Source organism: Psychrobacter sp. ASPA161_6 (assembly GCF_051970285.1).
GTDB lineage: Bacteria > Pseudomonadota > Gammaproteobacteria > Pseudomonadales > Moraxellaceae > Psychrobacter > Psychrobacter glaciei.
In genome coordinates, this window is sequence record NZ_JBEFNJ010000004.1 from 143348 (window position 1) to 165593 (window position 22246).

Annotated in this window: 17 protein-coding genes; 14 read left to right on the plus strand and 3 right to left on the minus strand. The window is 44.7% G+C overall.

The features are described from left to right. Positions 1 to 63 precede the first annotated feature (63 nt). Together ACTQ9T_RS11630 and ACTQ9T_RS11635 are read right to left on the minus strand one after the other, a co-directional pair. Positions 64 to 2157 carry a protein kinase domain-containing protein gene (locus ACTQ9T_RS11630; protein ID WP_440465168.1) on the minus strand — a complete coding sequence of 698 codons (2094 nt, stop codon included), beginning with the start codon at positions 2155 to 2157 and terminating at the stop codon, positions 64 to 66. 2 nt (positions 2158 to 2159) lie between these two features. After that, complete coding sequence (locus tag ACTQ9T_RS11635) at positions 2160 to 3671, minus strand: NarK family nitrate/nitrite MFS transporter (RefSeq protein ID WP_149408266.1); 1512 nt, start codon at positions 3669 to 3671, stop codon at positions 2160 to 2162. A 593-nt stretch (positions 3672 to 4264) separates the two neighbouring features. Between ACTQ9T_RS11635 and nirB the strand changes: the two genes are divergently transcribed. The 14 genes from nirB to ACTQ9T_RS11705 all read left to right on the plus strand — a co-directional run bounded on the left by nirB (position 4265) and on the right by ACTQ9T_RS11705 (position 21349). Then, the gene (gene nirB / locus ACTQ9T_RS11640; protein ID WP_440465169.1) at positions 4265 to 6874 is read left to right on the plus strand and encodes a nitrite reductase large subunit NirB; all 2610 of its coding nucleotides are present in this window, start codon (positions 4265 to 4267) and stop codon (positions 6872 to 6874) included. Between the two features lie 162 nt (positions 6875 to 7036). Next, on the plus strand, positions 7037 to 7396 hold the full coding sequence (gene nirD / locus ACTQ9T_RS11645) for a nitrite reductase small subunit NirD (protein ID WP_201588515.1): 360 nt from the start codon (positions 7037 to 7039) through the stop codon (positions 7394 to 7396). Positions 7397 to 7716: 320 nt separating this feature from the next. Then, positions 7717 to 9120 carry a flavin-containing monooxygenase gene (locus tag ACTQ9T_RS11650; protein ID WP_440465170.1) on the plus strand — a complete coding sequence of 468 codons (1404 nt, stop codon included), beginning with the start codon at positions 7717 to 7719 and terminating at the stop codon, positions 9118 to 9120. Beyond that, entirely contained in the window at positions 9117 to 10010 is an 894-nt protein-coding gene (locus ACTQ9T_RS11655) for a bile acid:sodium symporter family protein (RefSeq protein WP_440465171.1), read from the plus strand. The genes ACTQ9T_RS11650 and ACTQ9T_RS11655 overlap by 4 nt, the downstream gene beginning before the upstream one ends. Next, positions 10003 to 10935: an SDR family oxidoreductase gene (locus ACTQ9T_RS11660; protein WP_440465172.1), complete on the plus strand. Its 933-nt coding sequence runs from the start codon at positions 10003 to 10005 to the stop codon at positions 10933 to 10935. The genes ACTQ9T_RS11655 and ACTQ9T_RS11660 overlap by 8 nt, the downstream gene beginning before the upstream one ends. Positions 10936 to 10969: 34 nt before the next feature. Then, complete coding sequence (locus ACTQ9T_RS11665; protein ID WP_440465173.1) at positions 10970 to 11752, plus strand: SDR family oxidoreductase; 783 nt, start codon at positions 10970 to 10972, stop codon at positions 11750 to 11752. A gap of 238 nt (positions 11753 to 11990) precedes the next feature. Then, positions 11991 to 12401 (plus strand): hypothetical protein, encoded by a 411-nt coding sequence (locus ACTQ9T_RS11670; protein ID WP_194619700.1) that lies wholly within the window; start codon positions 11991 to 11993, stop codon positions 12399 to 12401. Between the two features lie 178 nt (positions 12402 to 12579). After that, on the plus strand, positions 12580 to 14766 hold the full coding sequence (locus tag ACTQ9T_RS11675) for an FAD-dependent oxidoreductase (RefSeq protein WP_440465174.1): 2187 nt from the start codon (positions 12580 to 12582) through the stop codon (positions 14764 to 14766). A 51-nt stretch (positions 14767 to 14817) separates the two neighbouring features. After that, positions 14818 to 16125 (plus strand): ABC transporter substrate-binding protein, encoded by a 1308-nt coding sequence (locus tag ACTQ9T_RS11680; RefSeq protein WP_440465175.1) that lies wholly within the window; start codon positions 14818 to 14820, stop codon positions 16123 to 16125. Next, a complete protein-coding gene (locus tag ACTQ9T_RS11685; RefSeq protein ID WP_440465176.1) occupies positions 16122 to 17891 on the plus strand; it encodes an ABC transporter permease in 1770 nt (589 codons plus the stop codon). The genes ACTQ9T_RS11680 and ACTQ9T_RS11685 overlap by 4 nt, the downstream gene beginning before the upstream one ends. An 86-nt stretch (positions 17892 to 17977) precedes the next feature. Then, positions 17978 to 18622: an ATP-binding cassette domain-containing protein gene (locus ACTQ9T_RS11690; RefSeq protein ID WP_440465177.1), complete on the plus strand. Its 645-nt coding sequence runs from the start codon at positions 17978 to 17980 to the stop codon at positions 18620 to 18622. 49 nt (positions 18623 to 18671) lie between these two features. Then, the gene (locus ACTQ9T_RS11695) at positions 18672 to 19313 is read left to right on the plus strand and encodes a CDP-alcohol phosphatidyltransferase family protein (protein WP_010200921.1); all 642 of its coding nucleotides are present in this window, start codon (positions 18672 to 18674) and stop codon (positions 19311 to 19313) included. A 24-nt stretch (positions 19314 to 19337) separates the two neighbouring features. After that, positions 19338 to 20174: a sterol desaturase family protein gene (locus tag ACTQ9T_RS11700; RefSeq protein ID WP_440465178.1), complete on the plus strand. Its 837-nt coding sequence runs from the start codon at positions 19338 to 19340 to the stop codon at positions 20172 to 20174. Between the two features lie 521 nt (positions 20175 to 20695). Continuing rightward, complete coding sequence (locus tag ACTQ9T_RS11705; RefSeq protein WP_210540565.1) at positions 20696 to 21349, plus strand: DsbA family oxidoreductase; 654 nt, start codon at positions 20696 to 20698, stop codon at positions 21347 to 21349. A gap of 174 nt (positions 21350 to 21523) precedes the next feature. On the opposite strand, the gene ACTQ9T_RS11710 is transcribed toward ACTQ9T_RS11705, so the two are convergent. Further along, positions 21524 to 22132 (minus strand): TetR/AcrR family transcriptional regulator, encoded by a 609-nt coding sequence (locus ACTQ9T_RS11710; RefSeq protein WP_440465179.1) that lies wholly within the window; start codon positions 22130 to 22132, stop codon positions 21524 to 21526. Between the last annotated feature and the right edge of the window lie 114 nt (positions 22133 to 22246).

Sequence of the window (22246 nt, forward strand, 5' to 3'; positions counted from 1 at the left end):
CTTAGCCGCAACGTGCAGCATTAAATAAATGGCGTGTCATATCATGTTTTTGTTGAAGCAAACTTATAGAAAATAAGCCAGCAATGATAAGATGATGACAAACTGAATGAAGCAAATGCTGTGCCATACCAGTAAGGGATGGCGTATGATAAGCGGCTCAGGGTCGCGGATATTGCTGGTGTTATCGGGGTTAAAATCTTGTAAAAACTCACCAATTGCTTGGTATCTAGCTTGGGTGTTGGAATGCAGCGCACGCATTAACGCTTGCTGGCTAGCAGTGGGTACGCGGTGCTGACGTAATGATTGAGCAGGCAGCGTCAATGTATGACTTGCTTGATGCGAACTCATCAAATCTTGCGAACTAAACGGCAACTCATTGGTTAGTAGCTCATAACCGATTACGGCTATGGAAAATAAATCAGAATAAACTCCTTTTGGTGCATCGCTGTAATATTCTGGTGCAGCGTAGTGCAAATCACCGTTTGGTGGTCGAGTGCTGTCTTTGAGTATTAAAGAGCTGGCCGAACCAAAATCAATCAATTTGACCGCGCCTGAGGTGGTCAATAGGATATTTTCCGGCTTGATGTCTTGATGCAATAGATAGTTCCGATGCATCACCCGAACCGCCATGCCTATTTTGGTCAACAAATCATATGTCTGCCATACGTCGCAAGGGGCATGGCGATCCATAAAATCTCTGAGGCTCTCGCCCTCAATATATTCGGTTAGATGGTATAAATAAGTACTACTCGCTGGTACGGGGTAATAACGTAGCAATCCTGAAGAACTCAGCGCTGAGCTCGCGCTTTGATTGGTTTTGATGCTTATAAGGCTGTTATCGCTCGATAAATCATTAGGGTCCGCTTGATTGTAAGCAGGCTCACCAGCACGGCTGTGCTTAGATAAGCTCAATCCTATTTTTCGCTCTTTTAAAAACTCGCGCAGATAGTACCCATCGGTAATCGTATCAAGGCTTGGCGACTTTATGACAAAGGCATGATGGTTGCTATCTTCTACCAAATACACTTCACTACGAGCAGTACGGGCTATAATGTTCTTGACAGTAAAACCGTCAATCTGCGCACCAATCTCCAAACCCGTTGGCAACTGGTAACGATGAATATCGTGAGAGCTAGCATTGTCGCCTGTCTTGTAAGTTTGTGCCTTAAACGTTTGCTTATGGAGCACTGGCGTATTCATACCGAGCATCATCATACTTAGGTTATCGTAACTGCCTTCGCTAAACGCTTGCTCGCATAAGCTTTTACTGATATCTAAGCTTTCACCGACACCTAAGCTTTCACCGATACCAACATCACTTATCTGTTGGTCAACAGGATCTTGATCAATCATAGTCGTCGACTGGACTAGCGCGCTTGCGGCGGCACACAGTTCAAACTGAAGCTCTGAGGCGGTAATAGATTCATAAACGCCATCAGTCATTAGCGCTAAGCACTCGTTTTGATGCAATGTAAATACCGATTGCTGTAACTGAATTCGTGTATCAGCGCCGACAGCAGCCGAAAGCGCACCTTTATCTTGCCCACGATGGATGCGGTGATCTTTAGTGAGCACCGCCATGCTATCCATACCTATACGGTAAATACGTGAATCGCCCGTATGAAACAGATGGATACGGTCACCGATACACAGTAGGCCTGATAAGGTCGATAACAGCGGTGGTACTCGCTCGTAGACTTGTGGGAAATAGAGCACATCATTGGTTTTGTTTACCGCCTCCTTAATCAATATGGCAATTTGATTATCATCAAAGCTTATCGGTGCCTTTTGACCATTGGCTTGTGACTCATTTTCTGATGCCGACTCATACTCTGTCCTCACGAGATTTTCAAGCGCTAAAGTAAGGTGATGCGTGATGGTATTGACGACCAATTGACTGGCTTGTTTAGGGAACTGACAGGCACTGACACCATCCGCCATCAGCACCAATAAAGGCGCATGAGGACAATGAACACCGCCGTTGATGGTTGCTGTGGACTGTCCATACGGCAAGCATGTTGTTATCAGCAAGCTGTCTTGATTTTCGGATTTGCGCCCTTGCATGGTATAAAAATCAAGCAACCATAGTGCATTATCCGCACTATAGTGACTGGTTTTGTCAGTGGTCTTAAAGTCTTGTGTGCCGCCCTTTTTCATACTTAGCTCACTTTAATTTGGGCAAAACTACCATCTGGCATTTCTTCGATGATAACGCCTTCAGGCTCTTTTAAAAAGAATAGTGCTAAGAAGCCAACCACTGCGGTGGCGGCGATCACAAAGAAAAACACCTGATAGGAGACGAGACTCAGTACGGTTAAATAAACGACCGAACCAACATTGCCATAAGCACCAGTCATGCCAGCGAATTGTCCAGTCATACTGCGCTTAATGAGTGGAATGACCGCAAACACTGCGCCCTCGCCTGCCTGTACAAAGAATGAGCAAAACATCGTGATTAACAATGCCAACGCAATCGGCCATGTTGAATCAACGATTCCCATCAATAAATAACCGACGGCTAAACCCGCAGTCAAAATCAGCAGCGTGATCTTGCGTCCATACTTGTCACTGAGCCAACCGCCGCCCGGACGTGACATCAAATTCATAAACGCATAGCTTGATGCCAATACCCCTGCCATCACAATCGATAGGCTAAATGTCTCTTGATAAAAAAGCGGCAACATAGACACCACCGCCAGCTCTGAGCCAAAGGTCGCAAAGTAGAGAATATTTAAGATACCGACTTGCTTAAAGTCATATTGATGTGCTTTTGGAACTGGCGTAGTAAATATCTCTTTATTAAAGCGATAACTACTCACGAACTCATAAATATATAAAACAACCAGTCCGATATAGACGATAGTCACGCTGTCCTGACTAAGCAAGCTGACGCCAGCGGGCGATAATTTCCATCCCAAAAGAGCCAAGGCCAAATACATTGGCAGCTTAAACGCCATCATCAGCCAAAAGTCACCTGCTGAAGTCACCATCATGGCACCAGATTTTTTGGGTTTAAAATACGTCGCACCCTTTGGCGTATCTCGCACCATCTTATAAAAAATCACACTGTACAGCATCATGACCACCCCTGAAGTAGCCGTCGCATAACGCCAGCCCTCATCACCACCAACTATAGCGGCAGCGATGATAGCCACTGTCGGTAATAGCAAGGCAGCAGCAGCGGAACCAAAATTGCCCCAACCACCATAAATACCTTCAGCCGTACCCAGCTCATTTGCAGGGAACCAATCACTCATTAGACGAATACCCACCACAAACCCTGCACCTACAAAACCCAGTAAGAACCGAGACAACGCTAGCGTGTTGTAGTCTTGCGCAAAGGCAAAAGTAAAACAGGGAATGGCGCCAATCGCCAAAATGGCGGTATAGACGAGGCGCGGGCCAAAACGATCGGTTAGCATACCGATAATGACTCGAGCTGGAATCGTCAAAGCGACGTTTAGTATCAGTAAGGTTTTGATTTGATCTTTAGTAAGGTTAAGCGTCTCCCCAATCGCGGACAAAAAAGGCGCGTGGTTAAACCACACAAAAAAGGTCAGAAAAAAAGCCATCCAACCAAGATGGAGAATTTTATTCTTACCTGTAAAAGATAAGATATTAAGCTTGTTTTTAGTTGGCACAGCGGGGTTCGATGGTGGCGATGACGACATAAGCAATTTCCTTAAATGGCAAACTTTAGGGCCAACATAAAAAGTCATAAGAACAAGTTATGTTAAACAGAATGATCAGTTAGAACACTTAAGGGGGTGCAATGGCTGTGCCATTTGCCGTCATAAAAATCATTGTGGAGGCAAGCCATCGTCTTTGGTGAAAGCGTCAATGCTTTGTAATAGCAGACTTACAGGCGACTATCACAAGCCGATTCATATCTTAAAAAACATGATGCCCTTGTATCATTGAAAGACATAAAAAATGCCACTCATTATAAATGCAATCAAATTGGTGCATGATTCTGTCCACTTTAGTGCATCAATACTTATCACTTCATTGCCAAATGATCGATTAATGTTTTATTTACCATCATCGTCAACCTCCTCATAAATGCCTTGCGACCTTGTAAATACGCGATGAGCGTCATACGTATTCGTCTGAATTTTTTAGCAATCCCCTTAAATACAAAGCGCTATATAACAGTGCTTGGCACAGTTATTGAAGGTGTAATTGGTGTAGGCACTAAATATTGCTAACCATCATAACGTTTAGATCACGATATTTAGACAACCCCATTACTAAGGATAAGCGCATGAGCAGCACTATAGTGAGTACAACAAATAAAGCTAAGTTAGTGGTGATTGGCAACGGTATGGTCGGGCACCATTTCGTTGAGCGAGCCATAGAGCAAGGGCTACATGAGAAATTTGAGATTCATGTGTTTGCAGAAGAAGACCGTCCGGCTTATGATCGTGTGTATTTATCGAGCTATTTTGAGCATAAAGATATCAGTAAGTTAAATTTGGTTGATTTGAGCGCCTATGCCGCTGCCCAAATTCAATTGCATCTGAATCAGCGCATTGTAGATATCGATGCAACCAACCAATACATCATCACTGAAGCTGGCGAGCAGATTGAATATGGTGAGTTGGTACTGGCAACAGGCTCCTATCCGTTTGTACCACCCATTCCAGGGCGTGAACATCCGCATTGCCACGTATACCGAACCATTGCCGATTTAGATGACATTCTCGCCATTGCTGAGCGCCCAACAGTCAGAAAGGGTGTGGTCGTGGGTGGTGGACTGCTGGGACTTGAGGCAGCAAAAGCACTGGTCACTTTAGGGTTAGAGACTTATGTTGTAGAGTTCGCCCCACAATTGATGGGTGTTCAGCTTGATGCTGCTGGCGGTGAGATTTTAAAACGAAAAATTGAAGCCCTCGGGGTCAAAGTATTAACTGGCAAGAATACCCAAGCCATTATTGACAATACCGATGCCCTGTCAAAAAACAGAAATAACACCAGTGAAGATCAATGCCATTTAACCATGCAATTCACCGATGATACCTCGCTTGATACCGATATGATCGTTTTTAGTGCGGGTATCCGTCCGCAAGATGGCATTATCAAAAACAATCCTGAGTGCGGCATTGAGATAGGTGCACGAGGTGGTATTTTAATTGACGAACAATGCCGCACCAATGCCGCGCATGTCTACGCTATTGGCGAATGCGCGGTGTGGGATAACAAAATATTTGGCTTAGTAGCACCAGGCTACAGCATGGCGAGTATTTGCGCGGCACAAATCACAGGAGATCAGTCGCAAACCTTTACGGGCGCTGATATGAGCACCAAGCTCAAACTGATGGGCGTCGATGTTGGTAGTATTGGCGACGCCCATGGCAACAGCGCGGACAGCTTGAGCTATTTGTACCAGAACCCTGCTGAGGGCATTTATAAGAAACTGGTCACAACGCCTGATAATAAACGCTTGCTTGGCGCGGTATTGGTCGGCGATACCGAAGACTATAATAATCTATTACAGCTATATCTCAACGACATCGACCTACCTGCCCACCCTGAAAGCCTCATACTACCCAACGTTGAAAAACCGAAAATGGGTATAGAAAATTTACCAGATAGTGCAACGATTTGCTCATGCTACAACGTCACCAAAGGGGCTATTTGCGCGGCGGTTGAAAACGGTGCGTACTCCATTGCCGAAGTGAAGTCTTGTACCAGTGCAGGTACAGGATGTGGTGGCTGTGCGCCTATGGTGAAAGACACTTTAAGCTACCAGTTAACGAACCTTGGGTTTGAGGTCAATAATGACTTATGTGAGCACTTTGCCTATACCCGTCAAGAGCTCTATAGCTTGATTCGTGTCCATGGTATTAGAACCTTTGATGCTCTGTTGGATGAGCATGGTAACGGTCATGGCTGTGAGATTTGCAAACCTACGGTCGCCTCCATCTTGGCCTCATGCTGGAATGATTATGTGCTCAAGCCTGAACTGACACCGTTGCAAGACAGCAATGACTATTATCTGGGCAACATACAAAAAGACGGCACCTATTCTGTCGTACCTCGTGTGCCAGGTGGTGAAATCACCGCCGATAAGCTGATCATCCTTGGGCAAGTCGCTAAAGAGTTTAATTTGTATACCAAAATCACAGGTGGTCAACGCGTGGATTTATTTGGTGCACGTTTAGACCAGTTGCCTGATATCTGGACACAATTGGTGCAAGCCGGCTTTGAGACTGGTCACGCTTATGGCAAGTCTTTGCGTACTGTTAAATCGTGCGTGGGGAATAACTGGTGTCGCTACGGCGTCGATGACAGTGTCGGCTTGGCACTTACCTTAGAGGATCGTTATAAAGGAGTACGTTCACCGCATAAAATAAAGATGGGCGTGTCCGGATGTACACGCGAGTGTGCAGAGGCACAAAGCAAGGACTTTGGCATTATCGCCACTGAGAATGGTTGGAATTTATTTGTCTGTGGTAATGGTGGTATGACCCCGCGTCATGGTGAGTTGTTTGCCACCGATCTAGATAGCGACACGGTCATCAAATATATCGACCGTATTATTATGTTTTATATAAAAACAGCAGATAAACTCCAACGAACTTCAAAATGGCGCGAGAGCTTAGAAGGTGGATTGGAATATCTACAAGCAGTCATTATTGAAGACAGCTTAGGCATCGCTGACGAGCTAGAAGCACAGATGCAGCTGCTGATCGACAACTATGTGTGTGAGTGGAAAGCCACCATCACCGATAGCGAAAAGCTCAAACGTTTCCGTCATTTCGTCAATAGTGAGCAAGGAGATGACAATGTGGTCTTTGTCACCGAGCGCGAGCAAATTCGCCCCGCAACCGATACTGAAAAAACTCAAATCCTAGTGACTGAGCTGGCTTAATCAACGCCCAAGATAGTCGGTTTAAGATAATGAAGAGACAATTAATAAACTAGGAAGGCGAATGACAGCACTATCAATAGTCGATCGAGCCAGCCTAACACCGTCTCTGATTTATCTAAGACTGTCTATACTCTCCGATAATATACGAATAAGGATAACCCAATGACTCAATATACGGTTTGTAGATTAGAAGACATTCTCCCTGAGACTGGTGTTTGTGCGCTCATAGATGGCAAACAAGTGGCTATCTTTCGCACCAAAGAAACTAAGCTGTTCGCGCTTGATAATTATGACCCTTTTAGTCAGGCCAATGTATTGTCTAGAGGTTTAATCGGTGGCACTACCATTACCAACGCAGCTGGCCTTAGTGAAGCAGTACTGTATGTAGCCTCACCTATTTATAAGCAGCGCTTTAATCTGGTAACAGGCCAATGTTTAGATGATGAAAGTATTATACTCAACACTTATAAGGTTGATCATGATGGGAGCAATGTGGTGGTCAAATATAATTTGCAGGGTTAGCTAGGTTAACGCCGTAGCACTTTTATGGTGAGCCAGCTATATATCTTATCGTTCTCTCAATAGTCTTAAACAGCCTTTAAATCTAAGATTTAAAGGCTGTTTTGTTGTTTGTTATGTTTAATAATTTTATGAAAGGTCATGACAGTCCGTAATCAAATAACGGCATCCAAACCCGTATCGCTGATGAGAGTGGCAGTACAGACCTTGATAGTTATGATTTCTCTAACCTTATTCTTGAACGGCCTAACGACATAGACTAATATAATGCTCATACCCAATTAGGATGGGTGCAATACGATCATAAATTTGAGGGAACAACTATGTATGCTGTCATTGGTGCCGGTCCAATGGGACTAGCCACCGCCCGTAATCTCCAAAAACTTAATATTCCTTTCGTTGGCTTTGAGCTGCACAGTGATGTAGGTGGCCTATGGGATATTGATAACCCTCATAGCACCATGTACGAAACAGCCCATCTGATATCCTCCAAACAGATGACCGAGTTCGAAGCGTATCCCATGCGCGACTCTGTTGCCTGCTACCCACACCATAGCGAGCTGCGCCAATACTTCCAAGACTTTGCCGATCAATTTGACCTCAAATCCCGTTATGAATTCTCTACTCGAGTCATCAGCGCCAGCCCCGAAGGTGATGGTTGGCGCGTAATCAGTGAATGCAATGGCGCGCAGCAGTCACGACTATTCGATGGGGTGCTGATTGCCAATGGCACTTTACATAAGCCAAACATGCCAACCTTGCCGGGCGAGTTCGCCGGTCAGTTGATGCATTCCTCCGAGTATCGTAACCCCTCAGCATTCAAAGATAAGCGCGTGCTCATCGTCGGCTGCGGTAATTCTGGTGCTGATATTGCGGTAGATGCCGTTCACCATGCAAAGTCAGTAGATATTAGCTTACGACGTGGCTATTACTTCTTGCCTAAATTTATCAAAGGTCGCCCTATCGATACATTAGGTGGCAAACTCAAGCTACCACGTCAAGCCAAGCAGCGCATGGATGCAGCGATGATCCGTATGATCATTGGCAAGCCTTCGGACTATGGTCTACCAGATCCTGACTATCGAATGTACGAATCGCATCCAGTCGTTAACTCGTTAGTGCTCCACCATTTGGGTCATGGTGATATTAAGCCGCGACGTGATATAAGCGGTATTAAAGGGCATACGGTGAGCTTCAGCGATGGTGAAAGCAGTGATTATGACTTGATTCTGATGGCGACTGGCTATTTGCTAGACTATCCTTTTATTGATCGTAAGCATCTCAACTGGCCTGCCACACAACATGCACCGCAGCTGTATATGAATGTCTTTCATCCTGAATATGACAATTTGTTTATGATGGGTATGGTAGAGGCTGCTGGACTTGGCTGGGAAGGTCGCAATCAACAAGCGCGTCTGGTCGCGTTATATATTAAGCAGCGCGAGCAAAATAGCGCAGCGGCTGACAACTTCGATGTGGTCAAACGAGCACTGAGTGGCGTGACACTCGATGGTGGTTATGACTACATCAAGCTCGCGCGAATGGCTTATTATGTCAATAAAGAGGAATATCTTGCCACACTTGCTGAGCATACCGCTAAATTGCAAATGGAGGAAGGTGAACAAGAGACTGACAATAAAACCTTCGGCAATAACCCCTCTATAGGTCATCGCTTAAGACACAAAATCTTTAATAGAAAAGATCGTCAGTCGGATACGTCAGTATGAGTGGCGCGTTACCGATCGTCTTCGATCCTGCCAGCTTAATTATGCTCAATGTCATCATGGCTTTAATGATGTTCGGTGTCTCACTGACCTTACGCCTTGAGGACTTTAAACGTATTATCCTAGCACCCATTGCGCCTATAGCTGGTCTGTTTGCACAGTTTTTCCTGTTACCGCTAGCGACCTGCCTATTTACTTGGGCATTGAATGTCGATCCAGATCTGGCGTTAGGGATGATTTTGGTGGCTTCTTGTCCTGGTGGTAGTTTCTCTAATATCATGACTTGGCTGGCACGGGGCAATGTCGCTGTCTCTGTGAGTATGACGGCAGTTTCGAGCTTGGTAGCTACCGTATTGACGCCGCTGAACTTTGCTTTTTATGGTTGGCTCAATCCTCATACGCGGCAATACCTGACCCAAATTACGCTTGAGCCGAGTAGTATTTTATTATTAGTGCTCTTGGTTTTGGCCGTGCCTTTAGTGATTGGTATGTTGACCGGTCGCAAATTCCCCAAACTGGTTGCCCGTAGCGAAAAACCGTTACGCATCGTCTCATTACTAGTGTTTTTAGCTTTTGTCGCTATCGCCTTTTCCAACAATTTTGACTTATTTATCGACCGTTTTAACAGTTTTTTTTGGTTAGTGGTGGCTCATAATTTACTGGCACTGTCGCTCGGCTATGGCATGGGTAAAGCGCTTAAACTGCCCGTTGCTGACCGCCGTGCAGTCACTATGGAAGTCGGCATTCAAAACTCAGGACTGGGCTTGGTCATTCTATTTACTTTTTTTCCGCAAGCGGGCGGCATGATGCTGATTACCGCCTTTTGGGGCGTCTGGCATCTGGTGTCAGGCCTGACACTTTCACAAATTTGGGCACGGAGGCCATATGATTAAACGCATACTTATCACGGGCGCAGCAGGCTATATCGGTCATCAATTGGGTAATAGACTGGCCGCGTATTACTCTGTCATAGGCACAGACATCTGCACGCGTAAAGACCTAGACTTTCCGATTAAAATACTCGATATACGTGATGCCGACCTAGCTCAGCTGCTTATCGATGAGCAAATCACTCATGTGATTCATTTGGCCTCCATCCTGCAAGCATCAAAAGATCGAGCACGGGATTTCGATATCGATGTTAACGGCACTCATAATGTCCTAAAGTGCTGCGTACAAGCTGGCGTTCGTCACCTGACTGTGACTAGCTCAGGAGCGGCTTATGGTTATCATGCAGACAATCCAGAATGGATCGATGAGCAAGATACGCTGCGAGGCAATCGTGAATTCGCTTATTCTGATCATAAGAGACAAATAGAAGAGTTGCTGAGCGATTTTCGTCAAAATCATCCGCAGTTGCAGCAGCTTATCTTTCGACCCGGTACTGTATTAGGTGCTGACACCCGCAACCAAATCACTGGATTGTTCATGGCGCCGCGTATTCTTGCGCTCAAAGGCAGTGACTCCCCTTTCGTCTTTATTTGGGATCAAGATGTTATAAATGCGATGGAGATGGGTATTCGAGAAGATAAATCTGGCATCTTCAATATGGCTGGTGATGGCGCACTGACCATGAAGCAGATTGCACATAAGCTCAATAAGCCGCTATTAATCCTGCCTGTTTGGCTAGTCAAAGCAGCACTACAAGTCGAGAAATGGCGCGGCAAGCCTACTGGCCCCGAACAAGTTAACTTTTTGCGTTATCGTCCGGTGCTTGCCAATCGTCGTCTAAAAGAAGAGTTTGGCTATCAACTGACTAAAACTTCCGCTGAAACTTTTGATTATTTTGTCGACACCAATGGACTGCGTAAACCTTAAAGAGATTAAATCTGTTTTTATAAAGGAGCTTATTATGACCGTTACTTTGATTACTGGCGCCGCATCGGGACTGGGCTTAGCGATGGCTCGTCATTGGTATAATGCTGGTCATCACTTAGTGCTCATCGATATAGATGCACAGGCTTTAAGTGCACGAGCAACTGAGTTTACTGATACGGACAGAATCATGATGGTCGTCACCGATATCACCCAAGCTGATGATATTGCCTCACTTATTGATCAGCTATATGAGCGCTTTGGACAGCTTGACCTACTGGTAAATAATGCTGGCATCACTCACCGCTCACCAGCGCATCAGACTGACCCAGCAGTATTCCGCAAGGTCATGGCAGTAGATTGGCAAGGCGCAGTAGAGCTAACGATGGCGGCACTGCCTTTACTGCGAGAGTCTCGTGGTCAAATTGTTTGCATCGGCTCAATGGCAGGCTGGATGCCAGTTCCTGGACGCGCCGCTTATTGCGCTGCTAAAAGTGCGCTGACCCAGTTCTTTGAAGTACTGCGCTTAGAGTTAGAAACTGATGGTATTCATATATTGATGGTATATCCGAGCTTCTTAGACACGCCTATCGAAAGTCATGCGCTCGGTCATGATGGTAATACTGCCAACCACCCACGCTCAGTCATCGGCAATATTCGCAGTGCTGAGTGGATGGTTGAGCTTATTGATAAAGGCTTGACCCAACGCAAACGCTGGATATTGCCCGAACCTGTCTCACGCTTTGGTAGCATCTTATGGCGCATCGCCCCCAGTATTTACTTACGACAAGTACGCAAACGTTTTGCAAATGATCTTTAGAAATAGTCTTCGATAACGCGCCACTATCTTCAACGGCTTTATTCCAAAATCGTCACAATACGCCCTTGCATTATTTTGTAACATCTTACAGCTATAATTGAGCAATCACTCAACATAAAGCAAACAATTCTTACTCATGTCTGTCACATAAAAACCTTCTAATAACAGGCGTAGAAACCTCACTTCAATCCACCCTATTTTGAACTCGCTTTCAAACTTTATTAAAAAGAAATAACTTATGCCAAAACATCTCCCTTTGTCTTTACTGTTGCTTCGAATAGGTGTCTTCATTGTGTTCTTTTTTTGGACGCTCGACAAATTTGTCAATCCTGACCACACCGCCAATGTGTTTTCTAAATTTTATGCATTAGAAGGCTTAGGCACCAGTATCGTATACGTTATTGGTAGCTTACAAATCATACTGATCTTCTCGTTCGTAATGGGTTTATTCAAAAAATGGACATACGGCATTGTCTTATTGCTACACGCGGTTTCTACTTTTGCCACTTTCGGTCTCTATCTCACTCCTTTCGACAATCTATTGTTCTTTGCTGCATGGCCAATGTTGGCGGCTTGTATAGCGCTTTTCTTAATGAGAGATTATGACACCTTAACATTGGGCAAAAAGACGTCACCGACTTTATCCTAAGAAAGTTGATAATCAGTCTGAATATCACTATAGTTTACTAAAAACGAATATATCGCCACGAATAACGAAAAAGTAGATTATAGTAGGACTGATGACATCGCTATGTGTTTGTATATAAGACTTTTTTAGATCCTATTTCTCACACACCCCTTTGCATTATTATTTAGCTGGATAATCCATGATTAAGAAAATAGTTTTAATATTAGCCGTATTGATGTTAGTCATTGGCTTTTTTTACTTTGACCTCAACCAATTATTGACACTTGAGGGTTTAAAGGGCTCGATGGATCAATTCGACCAATATAGAGCGCAGTCACCATGGTTGGTTATTGGTGGCTTCTTTTTAGTCTATATATTAGTCACGGCATTATCTTTACCTGGCGCTGCCATTATGACTTTGGCAGCTGGGGCATTGTTTGGCTTGGTTCAAGGCTTATTGGTCGCCTCGTTTGCCTCAAGTATTGGTGCCACACTGGCCTTTTTGACCTCACGCTACTTACTGCGCGATTCTATCAAGCAGCGTTTCCCCGAGCGTCTCGACTCTATTGACGCAGGCGTAAAAAAAGAAGGGGCTTTTTATCTATTTACCTTACGCCTCGTTCCAATCTTCCCATTTTTCTTAATCAATCTATTGATGGGTGTCACCGCGATTAAGGCAAGAACCTTCTATTGGGTCAGCCAAGTAGGTATGCTCGCTGGTACTTTCGTCTATGTCAATGCAGGTACGCAGTTGGCACAAATCGAGAGCTTGTCAGGCATCTTATCTTTCAATTTGATTGCCTCATTCGCGCTACTAGGGTTTTTTCCGTTGATAGCTAAAAGCATCTTAAATACGATAAAAAAACGCCGCGTCTATAAAAATTACACCAAACCAAATAAATTCGATCGCAATATGATTGTCATTGGTGCAGGTGCTGGCGGTCTAGTCACCAGTTATATCGCGGCCACTGTCAAAGCAAAAGTCACGCTGATTGAAGCGGGTGAGATGGGCGGCGACTGCTTAAACTACGGCTGCGTACCCAGTAAAGCCCTTATCAAAAGCGCGAAAGTCGCAGAGCAAATGCGCAATGGCGAACGCTATGGTCTCAATAATATTCAACCAGAATTTTCATTCAAAAATGTCATGACACGCATCCATAAAGTTATCGCTGACATCGCGCCAAATGACAGCGTCGAGCGTTATACGGAATTGGGTGTCGAAGTGTTAAAAGGTTATGCTAAATTTATCGACCCATGGACGGTAGAAATTGCGCTAAACGATGGCGGCACGCAGCGACTCACCGCACGTTCCATTGTTGTCGCCACTGGTGCCCGTCCATTTATCCCAGACTTACCAGGTTTGGAAGAGACCGGTTATGTGACGAGCGATACGCTATGGAATAAGTTTACTGAATTGGAAGAAGCACCGAAAAAGCTCGTCGTACTTGGCGGCGGGCCTATCGGCTCTGAGCTGGCACAGGCCTTTGCCCGCTTGGGTTCCAATGTGACTCAAATCGAAAGAGGCGCGCGTCTGATGAAAAAAGAAGACGTGGAAGTTTCAGAATTTGCGCAGCAAGTGCTCGTCGAGAGTGGTGTGAATGTCTTGACCTCGCATCAAGCGATTCGCTGTGAGACTCGCGATGGTAAAAAATTCATTATCGTTGAACAGTTATACAACCATACAGATAAACAAGACAGTCAAAATAAGCATGAGATCGCTATTGAGTATGACGAGTTGCTTTGTGCCGTTGGGCGTAGTGCTCGCCTCGAAGGCTACGGCTTAGAAGCGTTGGGCATCGAAACGGAACGTACTATAAATACCGATGACTACCTAGAAACTCTTTATCCTAATATCTACGCCGCAGGTGATGTCGTCGGCCCTTATCAATTTACCCATGTGGCTTCCCATCAAGCATGGTTCGCCGCAGTAAACGGTTTGTTTGGACATCTAAAGAAATTCAAGGTCGATTATCGCGTGATTCCGTGGACAACCTTTATCGATCCAGAAGTCGCACGTGTTGGCTTAAATGAGCAGGAAGCTATCGAAAAAGGTATTGATTTTGAGATTACCCGCTACGACTTTAAAGACTTAGATCGTGCGGTGACTGAAAGCGCCAATGTCGGCTTTATCAAAATCATTACACCTAAAGGCAAAGATAAAATACTTGGCGTGACCATCGTCGCTGAGCATGCTGGTGATATAATGCCTGAGTTTATACTGGCCATGAAGCATGGTTTAGGGCTGAATAAAATACTCGGCACCATTCACATGTACCCGACATGGGCGGAAGGCAATAAATACGCGGCTGGTGAATGGAAACGCAATCATGCGCCTGAAAAAGTATTAAACTTGCTTGAAAAGTACCATACATGGCGTCGAGGTTAGTTGGGTTTTTATCAACTGTGCTGAGAATATATCATCATAACGGAAACTCAAATGCACGTTATCAAGTCCTTGCAAGTCTCATCAACCTTAAAAAACCTAAGCCGCTATAGCATCTATGCTATGGCGCTTGGCATTTGTATGGGTATTTCTGCCAGTACCGCCTCTATTACCAATGTATCAGATGATAAGAGTCTGTCGCACTGGCAACAAGTGCAAGAAACTGGCAAAAACCAAGATGTTTATTTCTATGCGTGGGGCGGCGACCCACAGATCAACGCCTATCTACAGTGGGCAGCCGAGCAAGTAGATGATCAATATAATATCAATTTAGTCCATGTGAAATTAAGCGACACCAGTGAAGCGGTCAGTCGCGTGCTGGCGGAAAAATCAGCCAATAACAATGATGAAGGCAGTTTAGATCTCATCTGGATTAATGGCGCAAACTTTGCCACCATGAGTGAAAACTCATTATTGCTCAAGCAATGGGCGAATAAGTTACCTAATTTTTCCCTTACTAATCCAGAAAATAACCCTACGGTGAACTTTGATTTTGGTGTACCCACCAATGGCATGGAAGCACCATGGGGACAAGCCTCGCTGACTTTCTACTACGACCGTTTATCGACTGATAACCCACCAACGACGCTGAATGAGCTGGTCAATTGGACAGCACAAAATCCTGGACGTTTTAGCTACCCAAAGCCACCAGACTTTTTAGGAATGAGCTTTTTAAAATACGCCTTAGTCATGCTGCACGAACAACATGATGCTCAAACAGGTGAAAATACCAAGGCACAGCTCAACCTGCCAGCCACTGAGCAAAATACCGATCTGGTATTAGATCCGCTATGGACATTTTTGGATGACTTGCATCCAACACTATGGCGCAAAGGTGAGCAATTTGTACAAACGGGCGCGCAGATGCGGCGCTTAGTCGATGATACCGAGCTGAGCTTGGCCTTTACTTTTTCTGCACCTGAAGTGCCAGCTGCCGTGCAGCGTTATGATTTACCCGAGAGTATTCGTAGCTATGCAATGAGTGATGGCAGCTTAAGTAACACACATTTTGTGGCCATTCCATATAATGCTAGCCATCCGAAAGCGGCGCAGTTAGTCGCAAATTTCTTGATGAGCCCAGAAGCACAGGCCAAAAAACAAACGCCTTCTATATGGGGTGATAAAACTGTACTCGTCCAGTCTACACTCGACCCTGAACAACAAGCTTTATTTAAAAATAAACAACCACACCCTAGTGCCCTGCCCTTTGATAGTATCAAACGCACTGTCAGTGAACCACATCCAAGCTGGGTTGATGCCATTATGCAAGGCTGGCAGACACGTTATGGGGTCAGCCCATGAGTGACGTTTCTAACGATAAAACCACTGATGCAAGCGCTAGAATGCCTGCATCTTATAAGACAGACCTCTTTACGCGTATCGTATCTTTTAGTCCAAAATTTTTGCTGCTGCTGCTGATATTGCCGGTACTCGGTGGTTTGGTCAGCGTACTGCTGCCTGCGTTTAGTTGGCTGCCTGCACTTGAGCAAACGACTTTTAGCCTACAAGGCTTTAACGATCTTTGGCAGACGCCTGGTCTTACTCAAATGGCTGCGCTAAGCATCGCTACTGGATTGCTAAGCACGCTACTCGCTTTCGTCATGACTTTAATGATATTGGCAGCGTTTTTTAACAGCATTTGGCTCACTCGTATTGAGCGTTTGCTGAGTCCAATTTTGGTTATTCCTCATGCAGCGGCAGCCATTGCGGTGGGGTTTTTAATTGCGCCTTCTGGCATGTTTTCACGGCTCATCTCACCGTGGCTAAGCGGTTGGGAGTTGGCACCGGACGGTATGTTTCCACATGACCCTTATGGTATTAGTATCATTTTGGGTTTAACCTTAAAAGAGCTACCGTTTTTATTATTAATGGCACTAGGTGCTTTGGCACAACCTGAGCTGGGTAAAAAGCTGCATCAGCAATATAAAGTCGCGCTCAATCTCGGCTATTACCCCATCACTGCTTTTTTTAAAGCCGTCCTCCCTATCCTCTATCCCGTATTACGTCTGCCTATTTTAGCCGTCCTTGCCTATGCCAGTGCCAGTGTTGAGATGCCATTGATATTGGGTCCAAACACACCGCCCACACTTGCGGTCACGATTATGCAATGGTTTAATGATGTTGATCTAAACCTACGTATACGGGCTTCGGCAGGCGCGTTATTGCAACTGGCTTTGACGGGCGGATTAATCGGCTTGTGGCTTGCTGCTGAAAGAGCCGTAAAAATTTGCTGTAATCCGTCATTGATTAATGGCAAGCGCAACTATGCCGATGCCTTATTGCAAAAAATGACCGCAGTTTTGACCACTGTGGTCATTGGTTTTATATTACTGGCACTCATGGGTCTGTTTATGTGGTCAGTGGCGGGCTTTTGGCGCTTTCCAGCCGTATTGCCCGAGCAGTTTGTATTGTTACATTTTCAAAGCGCCTTTATGCAAATGGGCACGCCACTATTTAACACCCTTACGATCGGTATCGTAAGTACCTTATTTGCTATCGTCCTTGCTTTATTATGCTTAGAAGCCGAACAACTAAGTAGCAAGCCTCTTTCAAAATTTACCAGTTTAATCATTTATTTACCGCTGTTAGTACCCAGCATTGCCTTTTTATTTGGCTTGGTATGGTTGCAACAATTGGTCAATAATCAAACAGCATTTTTTAATGTGGCGTTTACGCATTTATTGTTCGTGCTGCCCTATGTGTTTTTATCGCTTGCTAGCAGTTATCGACGTCTAGACCCTCGTTTTGCTCATGTGGCAGCCAGTCTTGGCGCGACGCCAGCCAAGGTATTTTTGCAGGTCAAACTACCGCAGCTGTTTGCGCCTCTTTTAATTGCTATCGCGCTTGGTCTAGCGATTAGCTTTGGACAATACTTACCGACGTTATTAGCGGGCGGCGGACGTATCGCCACTATCACCACAGAAGCTGTGACTCTCGCCAATGGTGCCAGTAGGCGCACCAGTGCGGTGTATGCCATCATTCAAATGGCGTTACCGTTAATTGGTTTTATATTGGCGTGGGTATTGCCAAAATATTTCTTTAAAAGTGGTAGAAATAGCAGTCGTTAAAATGGTTTATTTCAAATAAAAACAGTTTCAAAAAACGCTGGTTTTGAACAACAACTCACTATAAAAACGCAGATAAAGGGTTCTTGATGCCATCATCTTTACAGATAAAAAATTTGCAATTGTATCGAAAAGACGCGCTATTACTGAGCTTAGATGAGCAGATTGCAGGCGGTGAGATACTCACCATTATGGGCCCATCTGGCAGTGGTAAATCAAGCTTATTAAATTGGCTGACAGGCACATTACCACACGGCTTTACCGCGACTGGTGATGTCTGGTTAAATGAGCAAAACGTAAGCCATCTACCGACACACTTACGTCATATCGGCGTGCTCTATCAAGATGCGCTACTGTTTTCGCATTTATCAGTCGCAGGTAATATTGCCTTTGCGATGCCCAAAGACAATAAGCAGCGTAATAAAGGACAGCGTCTCGAAAAAATAGAACACGCCCTTGAGCAAGTGGGTTTAGCAGGTATGAGCAATCGCCATCCTGACAATCTGTCTGGCGGTCAGCAAGCACGTGTTGCCCTACTACGCACTCTATTGAGTGAGCCAAAAGCCATCCTACTCGATGAACCTTTTAGCAAGCTCGACACCCAGCTTAGAGCCGAGACCCAACAGTTAGTATTCAATCAAATCCGTACCCGCAAACTTCCGGCTATCATGGTCACCCATGATCATAGTGATGCTGAAGCAGCAGAAGGTAAAGTCATTAATCTTGGTAATTAATCTTAGTTATTAACTTTAGTTTTTAGCGGTAACATAAAAAGGTGATTGCATGCTAGATAAGTTTATTACACCCGTCATCAAGCCTATATTAACGCCCATAGTCATCATGTTACATAAGCGCGGTGTTATTGCTGATCAATTAACAGTGGTCGGTTTTATTATCGGCATGCTAGCTTTACCACTACTGGCTAATCAGCTCTGGTTTGGCGCACTTATCGCTATTGCTCTGAATCGTATTTTTGATGGCTTAGATGGCGCACTCGCACGTCATGCCAATCAAAGCTCAAGCGCAGGAGGCTACTTAGACATTACCCTCGATTTTTTATTTTATGCTGCCGTACCGCTTGGCTTTATCTTGGCAAATCCTGAACAAAACGCTATTGCAGGGGCATTATTACTCGCCGCCTTTATTGGCACTGGCTCTAGCTTTTTAGCGTTTGCCATTGCTGCTGAAAAATTTGCATTAGACAAACCGCAGTTTAAATACAAAAGCTTTTATTATTTGAATGGTCTCACAGAAGGCACTGAAACCATCGCATTGTTTGTCGCCTTTTGTATTTGGCCACAGCAGTTTGTCTTACTGGCCAGTATCTTTGCGGCTGCCTGCGCCATTACTATTTTTACCCGTATATATGGCGGTTACCAAACCCTCAAACGTCTAGAAGCAGACAGCCATTCAAACAGCATATAAACAGAATAAGTAAAGAGGTAGCCAATGACAAATGAGATATGGTGGCGACTGGGCTTCTTTTTCAGCATATTAATGATCATGATGCTGATTGAATGGCGCATGCCAGCACGTAAAGCCCCGATCAAAAGCAACAAGCGCTGGCTAGCTAACTTTGGCTTGGTACTGGCATCATCAATTGTGGCGCGTTTGGCCGTACCAATAGGTCTAACGGCGGTTGCGCTGTATAATCAGCAGCATGGAATTGGCTTGTTCAATATGCTCGATTTATCCATTTTAGTGTCTATCGTATTGAGCTTGCTAGTGCTCGACATCATTATTTATTGGCAGCATCGATTGTTCCACCGAGTGCCCATTCTATGGCGCTTGCATAAAGTCCATCACGCTGATGCTCACGTAGATACCAGCACAGGGCTCAGGTTTCATCCTATTGAAATTGTCTTAAGTATATTGGTTAAACTCTTCGTCGTCAGTGCGCTGGGTGTGCCTGCCGTAGCCATATTGATATTTGAAATCGCCTTAAATGGCTTGGCGATGTTTAATCATGCCAATATTCGTCTGCCGCCTGCCATTGAAAAGCCTGCGCGTTTAATATTAATGACGCAAATTTTACATCGTATCCATCATAGCCAACGCGTGTCTGAGACCAATTCAAACTATGGGTTTAGCGTGATTTGGTGGGATAAAATCTTTGGTAGCTACAAGAGCGACGCTCAGAAGCCGGACAATGAGCTGGATATTGGGTTAAAAGAATATCCATCACCCAAACAAAACGCCTCGCTATGGGGATTGTTAGCGATGCCATTCAGAGGTAAATCACTTAAAAGTAAGTCACTTAAAAATAAGCCACTTAAAAGTAAATGATTTGCTTTATCAGTCGTTAGTGATCGTGGTAACGTCAATGACGAGGCAGTACAAGCAGTCTTTAATACCGTATTTATCAGACGTCAAATTTTAGAAGCGGTCTTTGTTGCCGCCCAAAAAATAAAGGGAAATACACCAACTATCTGGCTAACATGCCAATAGATAGTATCCTTCAAACATATGCATGGCACAAAGCTGGTTAGGGTCTGTTGAACATTCAAATATTAGGACTACTGATCGCTAAAATCGCACCAAACATTTTATCAAATCAGGCGTAAACTGACGATAATGTCGAGACCTTAGCTAGGTTTGCAACAACGTTTGGGGTGATTTTAGCATCAGCCCCAAGTATACAAGCAGGGGCAGGGCTATTTTTTGCCAATACATGGCGAAATTGTCTAACCTAGCATGACTAGGCGTCAAAAACTTCACTGCGTATTGTCTAAAAAATAGCCACTGCCAGTTCCACATTTGAATACTCAACATACCCTAATTAAAAACTAAAAAGATAAGGAATCACTATGAATAACTCAGAAAAACCATTACGAATAGATATCGTATCCGACGTGGTTTGCCCTTGGTGTGTCATCGGTTATCGACAATTGGCTGAAGCACTCAAGCAAACGAACACCGCCCATGAAATTCATTGGCATCCGTTTGATCTGAACCCTGACACCCCACCTGAAGGCCAGAACTTGCGTGAGCATATCGCTAAGAAGTACGGCTCAAGCAAGGAAGAGTCTGATGCTAGCCGCGCAATGATGACTAAGGCTGGTGCAGAAGTGGGTTTTGAGTTTAATTTCACCGAAGAAACTCGCACTTATAATACCTTTGATTTGCATCAATTATTGCATTGGGCTAATCAACAAGGTCGAATGCATGATTTAAAGCAAGCCCTATTCGCCGCTCACTTTACCAACGCTAGAAATATCGCTGACACAGAAGTGCTGGCAGATATTGCAGCGGAGATTGGCTTAGATCGTAGCGAAGCCTTAGCGGTGCTAACAGATCAACGCTTTGCTGAAGACATACGTCAATCCCAGCAGCAGTGGCGTCAGCAAGGCATTCAAAGCGTGCCCTCTGTTATTTTTAATCAAAAGCATTTGGTGAGCGGCGCACAAGGCGTTGAGAATTTCAAAAATATCTTACAGCAACTAGTAGAACTGCCAGATTAATTGGTATTTCTCGTTAGGGCTAAAGTCTTTTTTAAAGCGCAGCTACTAGGGCGTGTCCTCATTTAAAATAAAAGGGCTACTTGAAGTTTCAAACTTCGAGTAGCCCTTTTTAGGTTTTATCCATTTATAAAATGAATGGACAATGCTGATTGATTTTTAGCCTAGCAAACATACTCAGCTAGCAAACGAGTCATTGCGCATTTCTTCTATAGAAGATGCCATGTCTTCCGCCAGCGCATGCACCGCAGCACTATCGACATCACGCTGAGCAAAGGCACGCAGTCCCATGACTTCTGCCTGCAAACGACGTCCTAGCCTAACCGTATCAAGCTCACTATCAATCTCACCCAGCCGCTGCGCTTCAACGAAACATTCCGTAAAGCGTGTCTCCAAGCCCGCCAGTAATTTTTCGACTTTATCTAATGCTGACTGCTCTCGAGCCCCAAGCTCCAGTAAGCTTTTGACCAACATACAGGCCCGACTTGGTATTTTTTGGTCGCGGATACCCCCCAGTTGGCGCATATAAGCCGCCAAACCTAATAAAGGTGACTCATGGCTAGCTAGTACGCGTTCAAGCTCCATCAGTGCGGCATGGGCGTAATGCTCTAGCGCTTCTTGAAACAGACCATTCTTATTACCGAATGCAGCATAGATACTACCTGGGCGCATATCGAGGACTTGTTCGATATCTTTTAGAGAGGTGGCATGAAAGCCCTTTTGCCAGAACAGCTGTATAGCGCGCTCTAAGGCTTCTTGACGATTATATAGCGTAGTACGTGACATAATATTTTCCAATTTCTCAAAGCCATGACTCCTATATGAAGTCAATATGGCTGTATCGTATCGTTTGAGTAATTATTCAATTTTAACTTGAATGATTACTCAAGTCCAGTTAAA